Origin of the sequence: Foliimonas ilicis (genome assembly GCF_039939195.1) — a bacterium.
Taxonomy (GTDB): Bacteria; Pseudomonadota; Alphaproteobacteria; order Rhizobiales; family Rhizobiaceae; genus Foliimonas; species Foliimonas ilicis.
The window spans coordinates 103,957-121,351 of sequence record NZ_JBDUUH010000014.1 but is presented as its reverse complement, the minus strand read 5'-3'; the positions used below and the strand labels follow the sequence as shown (position 1 = coordinate 121,351).

At 59.0% G+C, this 17,395-nt stretch carries 21 protein-coding genes; 13 read left to right on the top strand and 8 right to left on the bottom strand.

Features of this window, described 5'->3' with window-relative positions:
- Positions 1 to 38: 38 nt before the first annotated feature.
- Both ABFT80_RS24445 and ygfZ read right to left on the bottom strand, forming a co-directional pair.
- Positions 39 to 650 carry an HD family hydrolase gene (locus ABFT80_RS24445; RefSeq protein ID WP_347974599.1) on the bottom strand — a complete coding sequence of 204 codons (612 nt, stop codon included), beginning with the start codon at positions 648 to 650 and terminating at the stop codon, positions 39 to 41.
- A complete protein-coding gene (gene ygfZ / locus ABFT80_RS24440; RefSeq protein WP_347974549.1) occupies positions 647 to 1,510 on the bottom strand; it encodes a CAF17-like 4Fe-4S cluster assembly/insertion protein YgfZ in 864 nt (287 codons plus the stop codon). The genes ABFT80_RS24445 and ygfZ overlap by 4 nt, the downstream gene beginning before the upstream one ends.
- 70 nt (positions 1,511 to 1,580) lie before the next feature.
- On the opposite strand from ygfZ, the gene ABFT80_RS24435 reads away from it, so the two are divergent.
- Positions 1,581 to 2,912 (top strand): dihydroorotase, encoded by a 1,332-nt coding sequence (locus ABFT80_RS24435; protein WP_347974548.1) that lies wholly within the window; start codon positions 1,581 to 1,583, stop codon positions 2,910 to 2,912.
- 162 nt (positions 2,913 to 3,074) lie between these two features.
- The gene (locus ABFT80_RS24430; protein ID WP_347974547.1) at positions 3,075 to 3,452 is read left to right on the top strand and encodes a nuclear transport factor 2 family protein; all 378 of its coding nucleotides are present in this window, start codon (positions 3,075 to 3,077) and stop codon (positions 3,450 to 3,452) included.
- Between the two features lie 135 nt (positions 3,453 to 3,587).
- Here ABFT80_RS24430 and ABFT80_RS24425 read toward each other — a convergent pair whose 3' ends face one another.
- From ABFT80_RS24425 to ABFT80_RS24410, 4 genes are all read right to left on the bottom strand, one after another.
- Positions 3,588 to 4,379 carry a hypothetical protein gene (locus ABFT80_RS24425; RefSeq protein WP_455190004.1) on the bottom strand — a complete coding sequence of 264 codons (792 nt, stop codon included), beginning with the start codon at positions 4,377 to 4,379 and terminating at the stop codon, positions 3,588 to 3,590.
- A gap of 220 nt (positions 4,380 to 4,599) precedes the next feature.
- Positions 4,600 to 4,857, bottom strand: a complete 258-nt coding sequence (locus tag ABFT80_RS24420; RefSeq protein WP_347974546.1) for a hypothetical protein — start codon at positions 4,855 to 4,857, stop codon at positions 4,600 to 4,602.
- A 294-nt stretch (positions 4,858 to 5,151) separates the two neighbouring features.
- Positions 5,152 to 5,511 (bottom strand): TIGR02301 family protein, encoded by a 360-nt coding sequence (locus tag ABFT80_RS24415; RefSeq protein ID WP_347974545.1) that lies wholly within the window; start codon positions 5,509 to 5,511, stop codon positions 5,152 to 5,154.
- A gap of 44 nt (positions 5,512 to 5,555) precedes the next feature.
- Positions 5,556 to 5,966 carry an NUDIX hydrolase gene (locus tag ABFT80_RS24410; RefSeq protein WP_347974544.1) on the bottom strand — a complete coding sequence of 137 codons (411 nt, stop codon included), beginning with the start codon at positions 5,964 to 5,966 and terminating at the stop codon, positions 5,556 to 5,558.
- A gap of 175 nt (positions 5,967 to 6,141) precedes the next feature.
- Here ABFT80_RS24410 and ABFT80_RS24405 point away from each other — a divergent pair, with 175 nt between their 5' ends.
- On the top strand, positions 6,142 to 6,897 hold the full coding sequence (locus tag ABFT80_RS24405) for an SOS response-associated peptidase (protein WP_347974543.1): 756 nt from the start codon (positions 6,142 to 6,144) through the stop codon (positions 6,895 to 6,897).
- Positions 6,898 to 6,920: 23 nt separating this feature from the next.
- The gene (locus ABFT80_RS24400) at positions 6,921 to 7,535 is read left to right on the top strand and encodes a LysE/ArgO family amino acid transporter (RefSeq protein WP_347974597.1); all 615 of its coding nucleotides are present in this window, start codon (positions 6,921 to 6,923) and stop codon (positions 7,533 to 7,535) included.
- Here the strand turns inward: ABFT80_RS24400 and ABFT80_RS24395 are convergent.
- A complete protein-coding gene (locus ABFT80_RS24395; RefSeq protein ID WP_347974542.1) occupies positions 7,512 to 7,676 on the bottom strand; it encodes a transcriptional regulator in 165 nt (54 codons plus the stop codon). The genes ABFT80_RS24400 and ABFT80_RS24395 overlap by 24 nt on opposite strands.
- A gap of 349 nt (positions 7,677 to 8,025) precedes the next feature.
- On the opposite strand from ABFT80_RS24395, the gene cysS reads away from it, so the two are divergent.
- The 8 genes from cysS to rarD all read left to right on the top strand — a co-directional run bounded on the left by cysS (position 8,026) and on the right by rarD (position 15,194).
- Positions 8,026 to 9,522, top strand: coding sequence for a cysteine--tRNA ligase (gene cysS, locus ABFT80_RS24390; protein WP_347974541.1), 1,497 nt, complete (start codon positions 8,026 to 8,028; stop codon positions 9,520 to 9,522).
- 196 nt (positions 9,523 to 9,718) lie between these two features.
- On the top strand, positions 9,719 to 10,096 hold the full coding sequence (locus ABFT80_RS24385; protein WP_347974540.1) for an endonuclease domain-containing protein: 378 nt from the start codon (positions 9,719 to 9,721) through the stop codon (positions 10,094 to 10,096).
- Positions 10,093 to 10,479, top strand: a complete 387-nt coding sequence (locus ABFT80_RS24380) for a VOC family protein (protein WP_347974539.1) — start codon at positions 10,093 to 10,095, stop codon at positions 10,477 to 10,479. The genes ABFT80_RS24385 and ABFT80_RS24380 overlap by 4 nt, the downstream gene beginning before the upstream one ends.
- Complete coding sequence (locus ABFT80_RS24375) at positions 10,476 to 10,967, top strand: GFA family protein (protein ID WP_347974538.1); 492 nt, start codon at positions 10,476 to 10,478, stop codon at positions 10,965 to 10,967. The genes ABFT80_RS24380 and ABFT80_RS24375 overlap by 4 nt, the downstream gene beginning before the upstream one ends.
- Entirely contained in the window at positions 10,964 to 11,440 is a 477-nt protein-coding gene (locus ABFT80_RS24370) for a GFA family protein (protein WP_347974537.1), read from the top strand. Before ABFT80_RS24375 ends, ABFT80_RS24370 begins: the two co-directional genes overlap by 4 nt.
- Entirely contained in the window at positions 11,440 to 12,399 is a 960-nt protein-coding gene (gene pip / locus ABFT80_RS24365) for a prolyl aminopeptidase (RefSeq protein WP_347974596.1), read from the top strand. Before ABFT80_RS24370 ends, pip begins: the two co-directional genes overlap by 1 nt.
- Before the next feature lie 172 nt (positions 12,400 to 12,571).
- Positions 12,572 to 14,185 carry a citramalate synthase gene (cimA, locus tag ABFT80_RS24360; protein WP_347974536.1) on the top strand — a complete coding sequence of 538 codons (1,614 nt, stop codon included), beginning with the start codon at positions 12,572 to 12,574 and terminating at the stop codon, positions 14,183 to 14,185.
- A gap of 79 nt (positions 14,186 to 14,264) precedes the next feature.
- Positions 14,265 to 15,194: an EamA family transporter RarD gene (gene rarD, locus ABFT80_RS24355; RefSeq protein WP_347974535.1), complete on the top strand. Its 930-nt coding sequence runs from the start codon at positions 14,265 to 14,267 to the stop codon at positions 15,192 to 15,194.
- A 4-nt stretch (positions 15,195 to 15,198) separates the two neighbouring features.
- On the opposite strand, the gene ABFT80_RS24350 is transcribed toward rarD, so the two are convergent.
- Positions 15,199 to 15,810, bottom strand: a complete 612-nt coding sequence (locus ABFT80_RS24350; RefSeq protein WP_347974534.1) for an LOG family protein — start codon at positions 15,808 to 15,810, stop codon at positions 15,199 to 15,201.
- 116 nt (positions 15,811 to 15,926) lie between these two features.
- On the opposite strand from ABFT80_RS24350, the gene ABFT80_RS24345 reads away from it, so the two are divergent.
- The gene (locus ABFT80_RS24345) at positions 15,927 to 17,357 is read left to right on the top strand and encodes an Ig-like domain-containing protein (RefSeq protein WP_347974533.1); all 1,431 of its coding nucleotides are present in this window, start codon (positions 15,927 to 15,929) and stop codon (positions 17,355 to 17,357) included.
- Positions 17,358 to 17,395 lie beyond the last annotated feature (38 nt).

The window sequence follows — 17,395 nt, the reverse complement described above, 5'->3', positions numbered from 1 at the left end:
TCGTCTTTATTAAGAGACGAATGGGTTTCGCGCAAGAACTATGCGCGCAATTTTTCTATCGCTGAAAACCGCTTGAGAAACGCGGTCTCGACTGCCTTCGTCGGCTTGCATGCGAGATCGTATCGCTCGGCGCTAATCCCGCGCGGCCGTCCGAAAAACTGTGAGGCTTCGCCTGCCGAAAAGCCCGCCAGCGTGACCGATTCGAAATAGGCGGCGATTTGATCGGCACGCTTGATGTCTTTCTTCAGCTTCTCGCCGATGGAAACCGGCAGCGAAAAACGAACATGCACGGCGCGTTGCAGTCGCTCTTCAACGATCTTGTAACCGCCGCCGACCACGGATTTGAAAGGCGAGATCATGTCGCCGATCACATATTCGGGTGCGTCGTGCAGAAGTGCGGCCAGTCTTGCATCGGGCGAAGCATCTTTCACGATGTCGGAGAAAATCGCTTCGACCAGCAGCGAATGCTGCGCGACGGAAAAGGCGTGGTCGCCTGACGTCTGCCCGTTCCAGCGTGCCACGCGGGCAAGCCCATGTGCAATGTCGGAGATTTCGATGTCGAGCGGCGAGGGGTCGAGCAGATCGAGCCGCCTGCCCGAAAGCATGCGCTGCCAGGCACGGACCGGCGCACCGGCCTTGTCGGCCATCAGGAATCCTCCGTGCCGCTCGCGGCCTGCGGAAAGGTGAAGCGCGCCCATGCCGGAATGGAGAGCGTAAGCGTCACGCCGCCTGCCTCGATCGGTGCGCCTGCATCCATCGCGTCTTTCACCCGGTCGATGCGCGCGATTGCGAGACCGTGCGTGCCATCGACCGAACCGAGCGTGCCGACGGTGCGGCCGTTCACCGAAATATCCGCTCCGGCATCGGGCAATGTCGCATCGCTTTCCACAAGCAGAACGCGCCGCCGCGCAGTACCCCGATGCTGCATGCGCGACACGACTTCCTGCCCGATGTAACAGCCCTTTCGGAAGCCGACGCCATCGGTCTGGTCGAGCAGCACATCATGCGGAAACGCATCGCCAAGCGCATAGTCGCTGCCGCTTTCGGCAACGCCGTGGGCGATTCTCAAACCGTTCCAAAGCGCGATATCGTCAGAACCTGTTGCGGCCTCACCGTAATTCCGGAAAACCTCGATTGCCGAAAAGCGCGTATCGCGAACGGTGGTTGAATCATCGCGCGAAGCGTTTGAATCATCTCCCCACGAAACTTGCACAAGCGGCTGTTCCTGTTTGGAAATTTCCGCCTTCGCGCGCAGCCGGTAAAGCATCAAGCGGCGAATGAAATCATCGGCCACATCGGCGCGGCAGTCGATCCGCAATGCATTTTCTCCGGCGCGCGAAATCAGGAAATCGAACATGATCTTGCCTTGCGGCGCCAAAAGCGCACCGGCTTTCGCCTCGCCATTTTTGAGCGCGTCGAGATCGGTGGTCAGAATATTCTGCAGAAAATGTTCCGCATCCGGTCCCGATATGGAGATGATGGCGCGGTCGTTCAGATTGACGGATGGCATGGCTTAACCTTGCAAATTCTTCGGTCATTACGTAAGCCGCGTGGACCACGCGAGCAAGGGCCGGAACGAGATGACACAAACCTTCGACATCATTCTCAAGGGCGGCATCGTCGTCAATCATGACGGCGTGGGCCTCCGCGACATCGGCGTCGTCGCCGGGCGCATTGCGCAGATGGGCGATCTGTCACGCGCCTCCGCAGGAGAAGTGGTGGACTGCACCGGCCTGCACATTCTGCCGGGCGTGGTCGACAGTCAGGTCCATTTCCGTGAGCCGGGTCTCGAGGATAAGGAAGACCTCGAGACAGGTTCGCGCGCAGCCGTCCTCGGCGGTGTTACTGCCGTCTTCGAGATGCCGAACACCAAGCCTTTGACCACCAGCGCCGAAGCGCTCGCCGACAAGATTGGCCGCGCCACGAACCGTATGCATTGCGATTTTGCCTTCTGGGTTGGCGGCACGCGCGAAAATGCCCCGGATGTCGCCGAACTGGAACGGCTGCCGGGTGCAGCAGGCATCAAGGTTTTCATGGGCTCGTCCACCGGCAATTTGCTGGTCGAGGATGATGAGGGTGTAGCCTCCATCCTGCGCAACACCCGCCGCCGCGCCGCCTTCCATTCGGAAGACGAGTACCGGCTGAACGAACGCCTTGGCGAGCGCATTGAAAACGACCCATCCTCGCATCCGGTCTGGCGCGACGAGATCGCCGCCCTGCAATGCACGGAGCGGCTGGTGCGCATTGCTCGCGAAACCCGCGCGCGCATTCACGTGCTGCATATTTCCACGGCTGAGGAAATCGCCTTCCTCGCGGCAAACAAGGATGTCGCGAGCTGCGAGGCGACACCGCATCACCTGACTCTTTCGTCCGACGATTATGCGAGCCTCGGCACGCTGATCCAGATGAACCCGCCGGTGCGCAGCCCGCGCCATCGCGACGGCATATGGGAAGGCATTTCGCAGGGCATCGTCGACGTGCTGGGCTCCGACCATGCGCCGCATACGCTTGAGGAAAAGGCAAAGCCCTATCCAGCCTCGCCATCGGGCATGACGGGCGTGCAGACGCTGGTCCCGATCATGCTGGACCATGTGAATGCCGGGCGCCTCAGCATTGAGCGCTTCGTGGATTTGTCGAGCCACGGCCCCAATCGCCTGTTCGGCATGGCCCGCAAGGGGCGTGTTGCCGTCGGTTACGACGCCGATTTCACGGTCGTCGACCTCAAACGCCGCGAGACGATCACCAACGAGCAGGCAGGCTCGAGGGCAGGCTGGACGCCATACCATGGCAAGCAGATCACCGGCTGGCCGGTCGGCACCTTCATCCGCGGCAATCGCGTGATGTGGCAGGGTGAGATCGTGACACCGGGGCAGGGCAAGCCGGTAGAGTTTTCCGAGGCACTGCCTGTTTAAGGGAGTGCGTCCTTCGAAGCTCGCTTAGCTCGCACCTCAGGATGAGGGAGCTTGTGGAGATTTAAGCGGTATTCGAGCGCGCCACAAAGCGACGAGAAGCATGGCTCATCATTGCGTGGCGTGAGGCAACGTGGGTAAATCGATGCTGCATGCCAACGGAGTTTGCCAACCCTGACCAACCTTCCTGAGCTTAGCGAAATCCAATCTCTCGAAGAAGCCCTTCACCGCCCGGAAATTAGGCGCTGCAAGGAAGCTGTTGAAGCATTGCTCGCAGAAGAATTTGTAGAATTCGGAGCATCAGGCAGGATATATGACCGGGCAGAAATCATTGATCTTCTAACGCAGGACGATGAGAGCAGTGACCTCAAAGCAGCCAATTACGCCATGGTGTCCATCTCACATGATGCGGTGCTTTTGACCTACGAGACAGAGCGCTCATATCATGATGGCACGAAGCGGCGCGTGTTACGAAGCTCGGTCTGGAAGCACAACGGCGTTAAATGGCAGATGCTTTTCCATCAGGGTACGATTAGGCCCTGATACTCTCAGAGCTATCAGAGATAGAATCACCCCTCATCGTGGCATTTGTTCCTCTCAAAATTGAGATGCGCTAACTTCCCTCACCCTGATGTGCGAGCGAAGCGAGCCTCGAAGCGCACACTCCAAATTTGAGCCTCACTCACCCGCTACAAAAAACGTCCACTCCCCGGCAGGCGTAATCCCAGCGCGATAAAACGTATAGGTGCCGAAGGCTTTCATATCTTCATAGTCCCCGGCGGTCACGAGCTTGAACAGCTCCACGCGCTGGCGCGGGTCGAGTTTTTCCAGGGGGACGGCGAAGAAATAGGGCCAGACGTAAAGCTCCTGCGGCGTTCCGGCGTCGAGATGCACATAACCGGCACCAAGCGTTTCTTCCAGAATGGCCAGGATTTCCTGGCCCTCCGAATCACCGGAAAGTCCTTTCAGGAACTCGATCGGGTCGCCATCGACTTCGCTCAAGGAGAGCTGCGTCGCGTCATCGCCGATACCCACCAGCGGACGCAGTTTTTCGATGTCGCCGGTCTTTGCAGCCTCGACGATCAGATCGTGCATGCGGCGCACTGCTTCCGGCAGCTTTGCAAGGTCGTATTGAATTTCTGGCAGGGGCTCGTTGGGATCGAGATGCGGGCGGGCGACGCTGTCGGCATCGTCGTCCATTTCGGGTGCGACCTGATCAGGCGCGGCAGGTGCGGGCGTCTCAGGGTCGCTTTCTGCGGGCGGCACGGTCTGCACAGGATCGGGGAAGGGAACAGAGTTGTCTTGACCCGATCCGGAAGCGGCCGGCAATTCCTCACGCTTGATTTCGCTGAGCGCCGAAGCGGGCGCGGTCGTATAAAGCATCGATGTGCAAAGCAATGCGCCGAACAGGGCCGATGCACCGATGCTTGTGAAAATCACGCGTGACCGCGAAAGGGGGGAATTTTGCATGGTCCGAATCTCCGCAGGCCGTCATTGCTCCGACGGCTTGATACGCTTTTTATGACAAAAAGGCGTCAGGAGAATGTGTTAGAACATCGAACCTGAAAGTGGAAACCGGTTTTCGGACTATTGCGGGGTTCATTCAAAGCAATAGATCGTGCTTGTGTCCGGCAGGACGCACATTCATGCAGAACCCGTCCAACTCAATGACCCATCAAGCTCACTGAATCTAGTGGCGCACCAGTGACGGCTCGAATTCGCCGGAAATGACTTTCTCGCGCATTCGGTCGAGCAGGGATAGCGCTTCGCTTTCGCCCTGCGAACGCAGGATTTCGCCGAAAGCGGTGGCAAGTGCTGCTTCCGCGATGATTTCCGGTTCGATGCCTGCCGAAAGACCCTCGGCCCAGGCTTCGTTGTGATTTTCGACCGCGGTCAGCCGCTTTTCTTCCCGTACAAGGGCGTCGATATCACTCGCTGTATGTTCCATACTCACATTCCACCCTTTCAAGTGGCGGTCCGGCATACTCTGGCCAGTCCGTGTCCCTTGCTTTCGTTCCCGGCGCTCTGCCCGAATCTTCCCCAGCAGCCGCTAATACCAAGCAACGAATTTCTAAGTTTGCAAAGTAGCGGATTACACCGCCCACAGATAGCAATACATAAAGTTTAAGTTAACTGGCGAAATTCGACTTAACGAATAGGTAATGAGTGTGTCCGGCATGACACAATCGGCTGTAGCACTCCTAATCGGGCTGGCCGGATTCCGCAAATTCCGGGTGATTCTTCAGTTGCCGTATTTCGCGGCGATGTCGCGCGTAAGCGTCTCTCCTTCGCGGATATAACGGTTGATTGCCTCGGTCGCGGACGATGTGCAGGAGGAGTAAGTGCCCTCGAAAGAACGATAGCCGCGATTGAAACTGGCGATCAGCCTTGCGCGGCGCTCGACGTCCGGTTTTTCTGCTTCAAGCAGCGTTTCCATCTGGTCGCGCCAGCGACTGCCTTCCTCTCCGCAAAGATTGCGCAGGAAATGCAGCGATCCGAGAACTTCCGAAAGCCGCATCAGCCCGCGCTCGAACGGTGCCTCCACAGCGTATGCCGGGGAGGCGATGAGAAATGCCGACAAAAGGAGCGCGACGCGGTTCATGAGGCACTTCTGGCCAAAGATTTTGACGCCCGCAAGGCCATTCATTAGCTGTTGCGAATTAGTTCTTCGGCGATTTCGTAGATCGAGTCCGTCAATTGCATGCCTTCCATCTCGCGAAGCGTTACGAAACGGGCTTCTTCCGCATCGTCTGCGGCAATCGGTTCGCCCGGCGCAGCAAGCCCGGCAAAAACCTGGAGCCGGTAGTCGATGGGCCGGTCGCCTGCGGCGGCGGAAATGTAGATCTCCCGGAAAGGCCGGATTTCGGTGACTTCCAGCCCTGTTTCCTCAAGCAATTCGCGCTTTGCCGCCTCTTCCAGCGTCTCGCCTTCTTCGACCCGTCCACCCGGAAACGCGTAAAGCCCCTTGGATGGTGCGCGCGCGCGTTTGACCAGCAAGACTCTATCTCCGCGAATGGCGGCGACCGACACTGCCGGCAGGATTTGTCTCTCGCTCATCGAATTATCCTGACGGGAAGAGGAAAGCGGTGGACTGCCCGCGTTTTAAGAGGATTAGACGTTGCAGCAGCCGATTTCCACCGGCAACGATGTGAAAATGAGCGATCTTGCAGCGAAAATCCTCGGAGAATATGGTCCGGCGCGCGAAAACTCTTCGTTGGAGCGTTGTTGAGCCATGTGCGGACGTTTTTCACTGACCGCCACTGCCGAGCAGACCGAGACATTTCTCGGAACGACCGAGCTTGAAGCGTTTCCGCCACGCTACAACATCGCGCCGACGCAGCCGATCCTGCTCGTCACATCCGGTCCGTCGAGGCCGCCGGGATCGAATATGCCGGATCGCCAGCCCTATCTCGTTCGCTGGGGATTGCTGCCTTCCTGGGTTAAAGACCCGAAGGATTTCCCGCTTCTGTTCAATGCGCGCTCGGAAACTGCGGCCACAAAGGCCTCGTTCCGAACGGCTATGCGCCACCGGCGGGCGCTGATCCCGGCTTCCGGTTTTTACGAATGGCAGCAGAACAGCGGCGGCAAGGGGCAAGCCTATTGGATCCGGCCAAAAAATGGCGGGCTGATCGCCTTTGCTGGCCTGATGGAAACCTATGCGGAAGCCGGCGGATCGGAGATGGACACGGGCGCGATCCTGACCACGCGCGCCAATGACGACATCGGCCATATCCACGGCCGCATGCCGATCGTCATCGCGCAACAGGATTTTTCGTGCTGGCTGGACTGCCGCACGCAGGAGCCGCGCGATGTGGCCGATCTTCTGAAACCAGCCGATCCGGGCTTTTTCGAAGCCATTCCGGTTTCCGACAAGGTCAACAAGGTTGCGAATGTCGGGGCGGATTTGCAGGAGCGTGTCGAGCCGAAAGATCCTGTCGCGCAGCCTGCGAAGCCCAAGCCATCCGACCAGCAGATGTCTCTGTTTTAGAGCCCGAACACATGAATTTTGAAATGTTTGCGCCTGCATTGTCAGGCTTTTTGCTTGGTGGGTCGCTGATAATCGCGATTGGCGCGCAGAACGCGTTCATTCTGCGTCAAGGGCTGCTGCGCCAGCACGTCTTCATTCTGTGCCTGATTTGCGCTCTGGCGGATGCGCTGCTGATTGTCGCCGGTGTTGCAGGCCTTGGCACGCTGATCTCGACTTCGCCGAGTTTGATCTGGTTCGTGACGCTTGGCGGTGCGGTGTTTCTGTTTGCCTATGCGGCAATCGCCTTCAGGCGGGCGATGAAGCCATCGGCCATGCAGGCCGCAAATAACACAGGCGGCAGCCTGAAGGCCGCAATCGGCACTTGCCTCGCCTTCACCTTCCTGAACCCGCATGTCTATCTCGACACGGTGGTCCTGCTGGGTTCGCTTTCGGCGCGTTACGAAGGCTCTGCCCGCACGGCCTATGGGGCAGGTGCGGTGGTCGCGTCCTTCGTCTGGTTCTTCGGTCTGGGTTACGGCGCCCGATTGCTGCAGCCGGTCTTTGCCCGGCCCGCGGCATGGCGGGTGCTCGATCTTCTCATCGGCCTGGTAATGGCCGCTATAGGACTGAGCCTGTTAAGCCGCCTTGCGAGCGGGTAGAGTGGCAGGCTTCAAAGTCGTTTTGCGCGTGGCACAAAGAACGGCGGCCAGAATTGCAGCCGGGCCGATTGCGCCATAGTGCTTTGTAAGAGCGGCATATTGAGCGCGTGTGCGTTCTGCTTCGCTCTTTGCGGGGGTCATTGTCTTATCCTTTCGTTCGTTTCGATAAGTTTAGGAAGTGATGCCCGATTCCGTCCAAAACGTGTCGAATGCTTGGAATTTCAGAGACTTCTCCCAATCCATGTTCCTACATGTTTAATAAAATCTTACCTGTGACCCCAAGGGTACACACTGGTCATATGTGCAGGGCATTTCGTATGAAGTTGCGTCTTGACGGCAACAGGCGGGAAGCGCGATAAAGCGCACATGAAAACGCCGTCCACCATTTGTGGTATCTGCATTATTGGCTAGCGCTTGCGCTGGACCGGACGTTTTCGCCTTTTCTTGACAGACAGGACAAACGCCCCGGCCAGCAGGCCAGGGGAAAGTTATGTCTGAAGGTTTCAAGGGACTGAAGCTCTACAACACGCTGACGCGCACGAAGGAAGACTTCGCGCCGATCGACGCCAATAATGTACGCATGTATGTCTGCGGCCCGACGGTCTACGACTTCGCCCATATCGGCAATGCGCGCCCCGTTATCGTGTTCGACGTGCTGTATCGCCTTCTGCGCCATCTCTACGGCGCGGAGAGCGTGACTTATGTGCGCAACATCACCGACGTCGACGACAAGATCAATGCGCGCGCACTGCGCGACTTTCCCGATCTGCCGCTGAACGAAGCGATTGGCAAGGTCACGCAGAAAACGGCTGACCAGTTCCACGCCGACGTAAAGGCGCTCGGCTGCCTTGAGCCGACATTCGAGCCGCGCGCGACCGAATTCGTGCAGCCGCGCGCTGATGGCAAGGCCGACATGATCACGTTGATTCAACGTCTCATCGAACGCGGCCATGCCTATGAAGCGGAAGGCGAAGTTCTGTTCGACACCGCCTCGATGAAGGATTACGGCCAGCTTTCCAAGCGCCCGCTGGACGAGCAGCAGGCTGGCGCGCGTGTGGCGGTCGATCGCCACAAGAAAAACCCCGGTGATTTCGTTCTCTGGAAGCTTTCGTCCGCCGAAGAGCCGGGCTGGGGAAGCCCATGGGGCAGAGGCCGCCCCGGCTGGCACATCGAATGCTCGGCCATGAGCGCGGCCTATCTCGGCGAGATATTCGACATTCACGGCGGCGGGTTGGACCTGATCTTCCCCCACCACGAAAACGAAATCGCCCAATCCCGCTGCGCCCACGGTACGGATGTCATGGCGAACTACTGGCTGCATAATGGTTTCGTGCAGGTCGAAGGCCGTAAGATGTCGAAAAGCGAGGGAAACTTCGTCACGATCAATGATCTGCTCGAAACGGATAAGTTCGGCGGCCGCAAATGGCCAGGCGAAGTGCTGCGCCTTGCGATGTTGATGACGCATTATCGCGAGCCGATTGATTTTAGTGTGCGGAAACTTGCAGAGGCCGAAAGTTGGCTAAATCGGTGGCGTCGCAGACTGGATCAGACTGACGGCGTCGAAGGGGAAGTTCCACAGGCCGCAATTGACGCACTTAAAAACGATCTCGACCTCTCGAAATTCTTTGAAGTTATCCATAGCATGATGAATGTTGGACAATGGGCCGAAGAGGACGACGCCTCGAAAATCAATGCTGTTGGATTTGGCGAAGAGTTTTCGGGATTTGAGACAAAGGGTAAAATCGCGCATTCCATAGCGTCTGCTGTGCGAACCCTTCATCTTGTCGGTATTGAAGTAACGTCAAATTCAAATTTGGACGAGGTTCACCGCGCAGCCGTAGATGAACGCCTATCCTTCATAGCCGCCAAAAACTGGGCCGAAGCAGACCGCATCCGCGACGAGCTTCTGGAGCAGGGCATTCAGTTGAAGGACGGCAAGGACCCGGAGACCGGCGAACGCATCACGACTTGGGAAGTGAAGCGGTGAGGGAGCGGGGCACCCCCCTCTGCCCTGCCGGGCATCTCCCCCTCAAGGGGGGAGATCAGCTTTCAGGCATGTCTTCGCCAAACGTCACGGGTGAAGGCTTCATTGCCGCCATTGAAAATCCTGATGACCGGTCGAAACTGCCAATCTCCCCACTTGAGGGGGAGATGCCCGGCAGGGCAGAGGGGGGTGAGGTACGGTGAACCACGCGCCTGTTCCCCAGAAAAATCGCGGCTTTGCGAAGACGATGCGCAAGGCGATGACCGATGCCGAGTTCAAACTGTGGAATGAGCTTCGCGCGCATCGGCTGATGGGGTTGGGCTTTCGTCGGCAATTGCCGATAGGCGGATACATCGTGGATTTCGCATGCCCCACGAAAAAACTGATCGTTGAAATCGACGGTTCTCAGCACGCCGATGATTTTATCTCGCAAGCAGATGCGTCACGAAGCGCGGCGTTGGAAGCGCTGGGCTGGACCATTCTCCGCTTCTGGAATGACGATGTGCTTCGCGATATCGACAATGTCTGTCAGCATATCGTGATTGTGGCGGGGGCGGTTCGGGAGGAAGTGGCATGATCGATCATCTCGGCATCACGGTTTCGGATTTCGAAACCTCCAAGAGTTTTTACGACAAGGCGATGGTGCCGCTTGGTGCATCGCTGATCATGATGGTGCCGCTGGAATATACAGGCGGCAAGAAGATCGGCGGCTATGGGCGTGACCGGCCGACATTCTGGTTGCAGGAAGGCGAGGCGGTTGCGCACAAGCAGCACATCGCCTTTACCGCACGCTCTCGCGCCGAGGTCGATGCGTTTCATGCGGCTGCCCTCGAAGCCGGTGCAAAGGACAATGGCGCGCCGGGGCTTCGTCCGCATTACCACCCTGACTATTACGCCGCTTTCGTCTTCGATCCGGACGGAAACAATGTCGAAGCCGTCTGTCACGAGCCAACGCCATGAGCCTCGACAACAAACCGCAATATTCCGGGGGCTGTCAGTGCGGCGCGGTGCGTTTCCGCGTCGAAGGGGCGCTTGGCGAACCGTCGATCTGCCATTGCCGCATGTGCCAGAAGGCGTTCGGCAATTTTTATGCGCCGCTGGTTTCCGTGCGCGGCACGAAGCTCGAATGGACACGCGGCGAACCGAAGCGTTATCAATCCTCCAATTTCGCGCAACGCGGCTTTTGCGCCGAGTGCGGCACGCCGTTGACCTATGAAGCGCCGGACGGCATTGCGCTCGCCATTGCTGCCTTCGACGATCCGTCGGGTTTGGCGCCTGTCATCCAGTGGGGCATTGAGGAGAAGCTGCCCTTCATGGATCACATTCCCGATTTGCCCGGCGAGGAAACGATGGCCGATATAGAATCGGCGCCGTTTCTGGCCGATCTCGTTTCCTACCAGCACCCCGATCACGACACCGACCAGTGGCCGCCGGAGAAGAAATCATGACCGACACAATTAGAACAGGCGGCTGCCAGTGCGGCGCCGTGCGTTTTCGCATCAAGGGCGAGCTCGGGCGACCGTCTATCTGCCATTGCCGCATGTGCCAAAAACAGTTCGGCTCATTCTTTTCCGCGCTGGTGACGGCCCCGAAGGACGGCGTCGAATGGATTCGCGAGGAGCCGAGCTATTTCCAGTCGTCGGTCAATATCGACCGTGGCTTTTGCCCGCATTGCGGCACGCCGCTGACCTATCGCCATCCGGGCGGTCTGGAAATCGCCATCGGCGCATTCGACGACCGCTCCGATCTTGCGCCGCAAATGCAGGTGAACTATGCCGCGCGGCTGCCCTGGGTCGAGACGATCTTCGACGCTCCGGTCTATCAGGACACCGATTATTACACGCAGCAGGAAGCGATCATCTCCTTCCAGCATCCCGACCATGAAACACCCGTATGGCCGTCACAGGGTTTGAAACTATGATGCAAGAATTCCGCGCGCTCTATCCAGAAATCGAACCGTTCGAGACGGGCATGCTGGATGTTGGCGACGGCCACCAGATTTACTGGGAACGCGTTGGCACCAAGGGTGCGAAACCGGCAGTCTTCCTGCATGGCGGGCCGGGCGGCACGATTTCGCCCAGCCATCGCAGGCTGTTCGATCCTAGGCTTTACGACCTAATCCTGTTCGATCAGCGCGGCTGCGGAAAATCCGTGCCCAACGCATCGCTGGAAGCGAACACGACCTGGCATCTGGTCGAGGATATCGAGCGTCTGCGCAAGCTTGCGGGCTTCGAAAAATGGCTGGTCTTCGGCGGCTCCTGGGGTTCGACGCTGGCGTTGGCCTATGCGGAAACGCACCCTGAGAGGGTGAGCGAACTCGTCGTGCGCGGCATCTACACGCTGACCAAGGCGGAGCTCGATTGGTATTATCAGTTCGGCGTCTCGGAAATGTTTCCCGACAAATGGGAGCGCTTTCTGGCGCCCATTCCTGAGGCCGAGCGCGGCAATATGATGGCGGCCTACCGCAAGCGCCTGACCGGCGACGACCGCAAGGCGCAGATCGAGGCAGCGCGCGCATGGAGCCTCTGGGAAGGCGAGACGATCACGCTTTTGCCGGAACCTTCGACGAGCGACAAATTCGGCAAGGACGATTTCGCGATCGCCTTTGCGCGCATCGAAAACCATTTTTTTGTGCATGCAGGCTGGTTGGAAGAAGGCCAGCTTCTGCGTGACGCGGGCAAGCTCGCAGGCATTCCGGGCGTCATCGTCCATGGCCGCTACGACATGCCATGCCCGGCGCGATTTGCATGGGCGCTTCACAAGGCTTGGCCGGATGCGGAATTCCATCTGATCGAAGGCGCGGGGCATGCTTATTCGGAGCCCGGTATTCTCGATCAGCTTATCCGCGCGACGGATCGGTTTGCGGGGAAAGAGGCGTGAGCAAAGTCACCCCCCTCTGGGCTGCCGCCCATCTTCCCCTCAAGGGGGGAGATCAGCCATGTCCTTCGTCGCGCCTGTTCTGCGACGATAATGATTGGCGAAAACAGTTTTCACATCTGATCTCCCCCCTTGAGGGGGAGATGCCCGGCAGGGCAGAGGGGGGTGCCTCGCAATGAAACAACGCATCCACCTCTTCGACACCACGCTCCGCGATGGCCAGCAGACGCCGGGCATCGACTTCTCCGTCGATGACAAGATCAGCGTCGCCACCATGCTGGACGAATTCGGCCTCGACTATGTCGAGGGCGGCTATCCTGGCGCGAACCCGACAGACACCGCGTTCTTTGCCGAAAAGCGCACGACACGCTCGAAATTCGTCGCCTTCGGCATGACGAAACGCGCGGGCGTTTCGGCCTCGAACGATCCCGGCCTTGCATCACTGGTTCAGGCAAGGGCCGATGCGGTCTGTTTCGTGGCGAAAAGCTGGGATTATCATGTGCGCGTAGCTCTCGGCTGCACGAACGAGGAAAACCTCGAAAGTATCCGCGCTTCGGTCGAAGCTGCGGTCGCGGGCGGCAAGGAAGCGCTGGTCGATTGCGAGCATTTCTTCGACGGGTTCAAGGCGAACCCGGACTATGCGACGGCTTGTGCGAAAGCGGCCTATGAATCGGGCGCGCGCTGGGTGGTGCTTTGTGACACCAATGGCGGCACGCAGCCATCGGAAGTGCGCGCGATCGTTGAGAGGGTGATTGCGGCGGGTATTCCGGGAGAGAATCTCGGCATTCACGCGCATGACGACACGGGACAAGCGGTGGCGAATTCGCTTGCCGCCGTCGATGCGGGCGTGCGCCAGATTCAGGGAACGCTGAACGGCATCGGCGAGCGCTGCGGCAACGCAAACCTCATATCGATCATCCCGACGCTGGCGCTGAAACCCGCCTTCGCGGAACGTTTCGAGACCGGAATCTCGGCAGAAGCGCTGTCGGGCATTTCGCGGCTCTCTCGCGCCTTCGACGAATTGCTGAACCGCGCGCCGGAAGCGCAGGCACCCTATGTCGGTGCGTCAGCCTTCGCGACGAAGGCTGGCATTCACGCTTCGGCAATCGCCAAGGAGCCGCAGACCTATGAGCATGTGCCGCCCGAAACTGTCGGCAACAGGCGCAGGGTCATGGTGTCGGATCAGGGCGGTAAGGCGAATTTCGTCAGCGAGTTGAAGCGGCGCGGCATCGACGTGCCGAAAGATGACGGGCGGCTGGATGCGCTGATTTCCGTGGTCAAGGAACGCGAGGCCGAAGGCTACGCCTATGAAGGCGCGGATGCGAGCTTTGAGCTGTTGGCGCGCAAGATGCTGCATACTGTGCCGGAATTCTTCCGCGTCACCAGCTTCCGTTGCATGATCGAGCGGCGTTTCGACGCCAACGGGCAGTTGCGAACCGTGTCCGAGGCAATCGTGAAAGTGATTGTCGATGGCGAAGAGAAAATGTCGGTTGCCGAAGGGCATGGTCCGGTCAATGCGCTCGACATCGCGCTGCGCAAGGATCTCGGCAAATATCAGAGCGAAATCGGCGATCTCGAACTGTCCGACTACAAGGTGCGTATCCTGAATGGCGGCACGGAGGCGATCACGCGCGTTCTGATTGAATCGCATGATGCGACGGGCGCGCGCTGGTCGACCGTCGGCGTTTCCGACAACATCATCGATGCGTCGTTTCAGGCGCTGATGGACTCGATCGTCTACAAGCTGATGAAAAACCGGGAAATGGCAGGACTGGTCGCCGCCGAGTAAAGGTTGGCATAACAGAAATCCATTGCCGCATCAGAAGTTTGAACTGGTTTGTCGTGCACGTCAGGAGTATTTGACGGGCATGACAGATCAGAATCCGCAACGCATGGATCCCGCTGTTCGCGGCTTCATTTTCGCGTTCACAGCTTATTTTCTGTGGGGGCTTCTGCCTTTCTTCATGAAGGCGGTGGCGCATATACCGGCAGCGGAAGTCGTTGCGCACCGCATCGTCTGGTCTGTGCCGATAGCGGCGGTGGTGCTGCTTCTGCTCGGCCGCACCGCGGATGTGAAGGCTGCATTGCGCTCGCCGCGCACCTTGCTTCTTGCCGCGCTCACCGCAACGATCATAACGATCAACTGGGGCATCTATGTCTGGGCGATTGCGGTTGACCGCACGGTCGAGACTGCTTTGGGATATTATATCAATCCGCTTATGAGCGTCGTCATGGGCGCTGTTCTGCTCGGCGAGAAGCTCAATCGATTCCAGATGGCGGCGATCGCGCTGGCGGCGTTGGCCGTTATCATTCTGGCAGTCGAAGGGGGCGGCCTCCCTTGGGTTTCGCTGGCACTGGCATTTTCATTCGCGACCTACGGGTATCTGCGCAAGACGCTGCCGATTGGCCCCAGCCAGGGCTTTTTTCTGGAAGTGCTCATCCTCAGCGTCCCGGCGCTGGGCTACATCATCTGGCTTCAATCAACGGGCCAGGGGCATTTCGTGCTCTCGAATCCGACGGACATCGGATGGCTGCTGGCTTGCGGCCCTGTTACCGCCGTGCCTCTGCTTCTCTTTGCATTCGGTGCGAAATTGCTGCGTTATTCGACCATTGGCATCATGCAGTATATCGCGCCGACCATGGTGTTTCTGATCGCCGTTTTCATTTTCGGAGAACCGTTCAGTGGCGTGCGCGTCGTCGCATTCGTGCTGATCTGGATAGCGCTCGCCATCTATACATGGTCGATGATTTTCCGCCGCCAGCCCGTCGAGCAGGTTGCAACGCCCGGCGTTAAGTAACGGCTTAAAGCTTGTCGATGACCGACTGCACACCTTCGCTGGGTATATCGTCCTGTGCGGAGGCGGTGAGGATCGCCGCGACCACTTCCTCCGCCCGGTCGATGACCAATGGCTGAACGAGATGTGATGTGTGCACGAAGCCTTCCGTGCGCATGTGATCGAGCAGATCCAACATCGGGTTCCAGAACCCGTTAATATTGGCGAATACGATCGGTTTGCGGTGATTGCCAAGCTGCGCCCAGGTCATGATTTCCACGATCTCTTCGACCGTGCCGATACCGCCGGGAAGCGCCACGAATGCGTCCGATTTCTCGAACATCATGTGTTTGCGCTCATGCATGTTTTCGGTGACGATCAGATCGTCCAGCCGCCCGAGCGCGCTTTCGGTCGCTTCCTTGCTCATCAGGAAACGCGGAATGATACCCGTCACCTTGCCGCCTGCGCGCATCGTGCCTTCGGCAACGGCGCCCATTATGCCCTTGGTGCCGCCGCCATAAACGAGACGCAAACCCGCTTTAGCGATTTCACGGCCCAGCATGTGGCCGGATTCGAGGTAAATCTTGTCGCGGCCCGGCGAGGAACCGCAATAAACGCAAATGGATCGAATCGTGTTCATGCAACTGATTGATGGTATCCTACGTATATCGGTCAAGACCTATAGCCGGGCTTTTTCTTGTGACCACGGTAAAAAAAGGCTAGACCGGCCTTAGGTGGCTAAGGGGTAAGATGACAATGGCAGTTGCACCCGTAAAGGTGGCTTTGTTTTGCGTGGGCGCGCTCGCGGCCGCGACTGGTGTGGCATATTTCGCAGGTATGTTCGACCGCGGGTCAACACCGCAAACCGCGCCGATGGCGGCAGCGCCCGAAGCGCCCGCTGCAACGCCGCAGCCTGCACCCGAAACGCCGGCGGCCGCGGCATCTGCCGAAAACACTGAAAGCCAGCCTTCACAGGGCGAACAGCCTGCGGCGGGAACCGCGCCGAGGCTTGTCGTACCGTCTTTCGATGTTGTTCGTGTCGAACCGAACGGTTCGATGGTTGTCGCCGGTAAGGCTGCACCCGATGCCAAGGTCGAGATCGTAAACGGAGCGACGGTGATCGGCACCGCGACGGCAGGCCAGGATGGCGATTTTGCCATTGTTCTGGAAGACCCGCTAAAGCCGGGCGACTACCAGCTCGTATTGCGTTCGTCCGGTTCGGGCAGTACCGCCACATCGTCCGAAACGGCTGTCGTCTCTGTGCCGGATTCGGCTGACGGGCAGGTTCTTGCCCTGGTCGAGCAGCCGGGACAGCCAAGCAGGCTGATCACTCTGCCGGAAGCGAAGGATAATGCCGCTGGTCAGCCTTCTGCCGGTGATGCGCAGACGCCGCCCGCCGCAGGCCAGACCCCCGCTACGGGCGACGAACAGCAGGCGACAACCGAACCATCGGCGCCTGCAGCCGGGCAAACCGGCCAACAGCAAGCCGCGACCGAAGCGCCTGCTACCGCACCCGCCGCCAGTCAGTCTGCGCCTGCCGCCGTAAAACTCGCCGTCGAGGCCGTTGAAATCGAAGGAAAATCGGTTTTCGTGGCCGGTACGGCCGAACCGGGGCGCCGTGTGCGCGCATATGCCAATGAAATCCTACTCGGTGAGGCGATCGCCTCGCAGGCCGGGCGTTTCCTGATCGAGGCCGAGCGCGACCTGCCGGTCGGTGACTACATCGTCCGCGTCGATGCGCTGGCCCCCGATGGCGTCAAAGTCATTGCCCGCGCTGCTGTGCCGTTCGAGCGCGAGGCAGGAGAAGCAGTATCGGCTGTCGCTCCGCCAGCCTCCGCAGCCGGAGCGTCTACTCAGGATGCGACCGCCAATCCCGCCATTGCACCCGAAACAAGCGGCCAGCAAGCGCCCGCAACGGCTTCCGCAAACCCGGAAGAGCTCGCGCCAAAGCTTCAGAATGTCGATGGTTCCGTCATCATCCGTCGCGGTGATACGCTCTGGCGTATTTCCCGCCGTGTCTATGGGCTGGGTGTTCGCTATTCGACCATCTACCTTGCCAATCAGGAGCAGATCCGCAATCCGGACCGCATTTGGCCGGGGCAGGTGTTCAAGCTGCCCGGTGAAACCGACAAGGGCGAGAAGGCGGATTTGAAGGTTTTGGGCGAGCAGACAGGCTCGACGCAATAAAAAACCACTAGGTTTTCCTTGCGGAGAATGCTTTCATC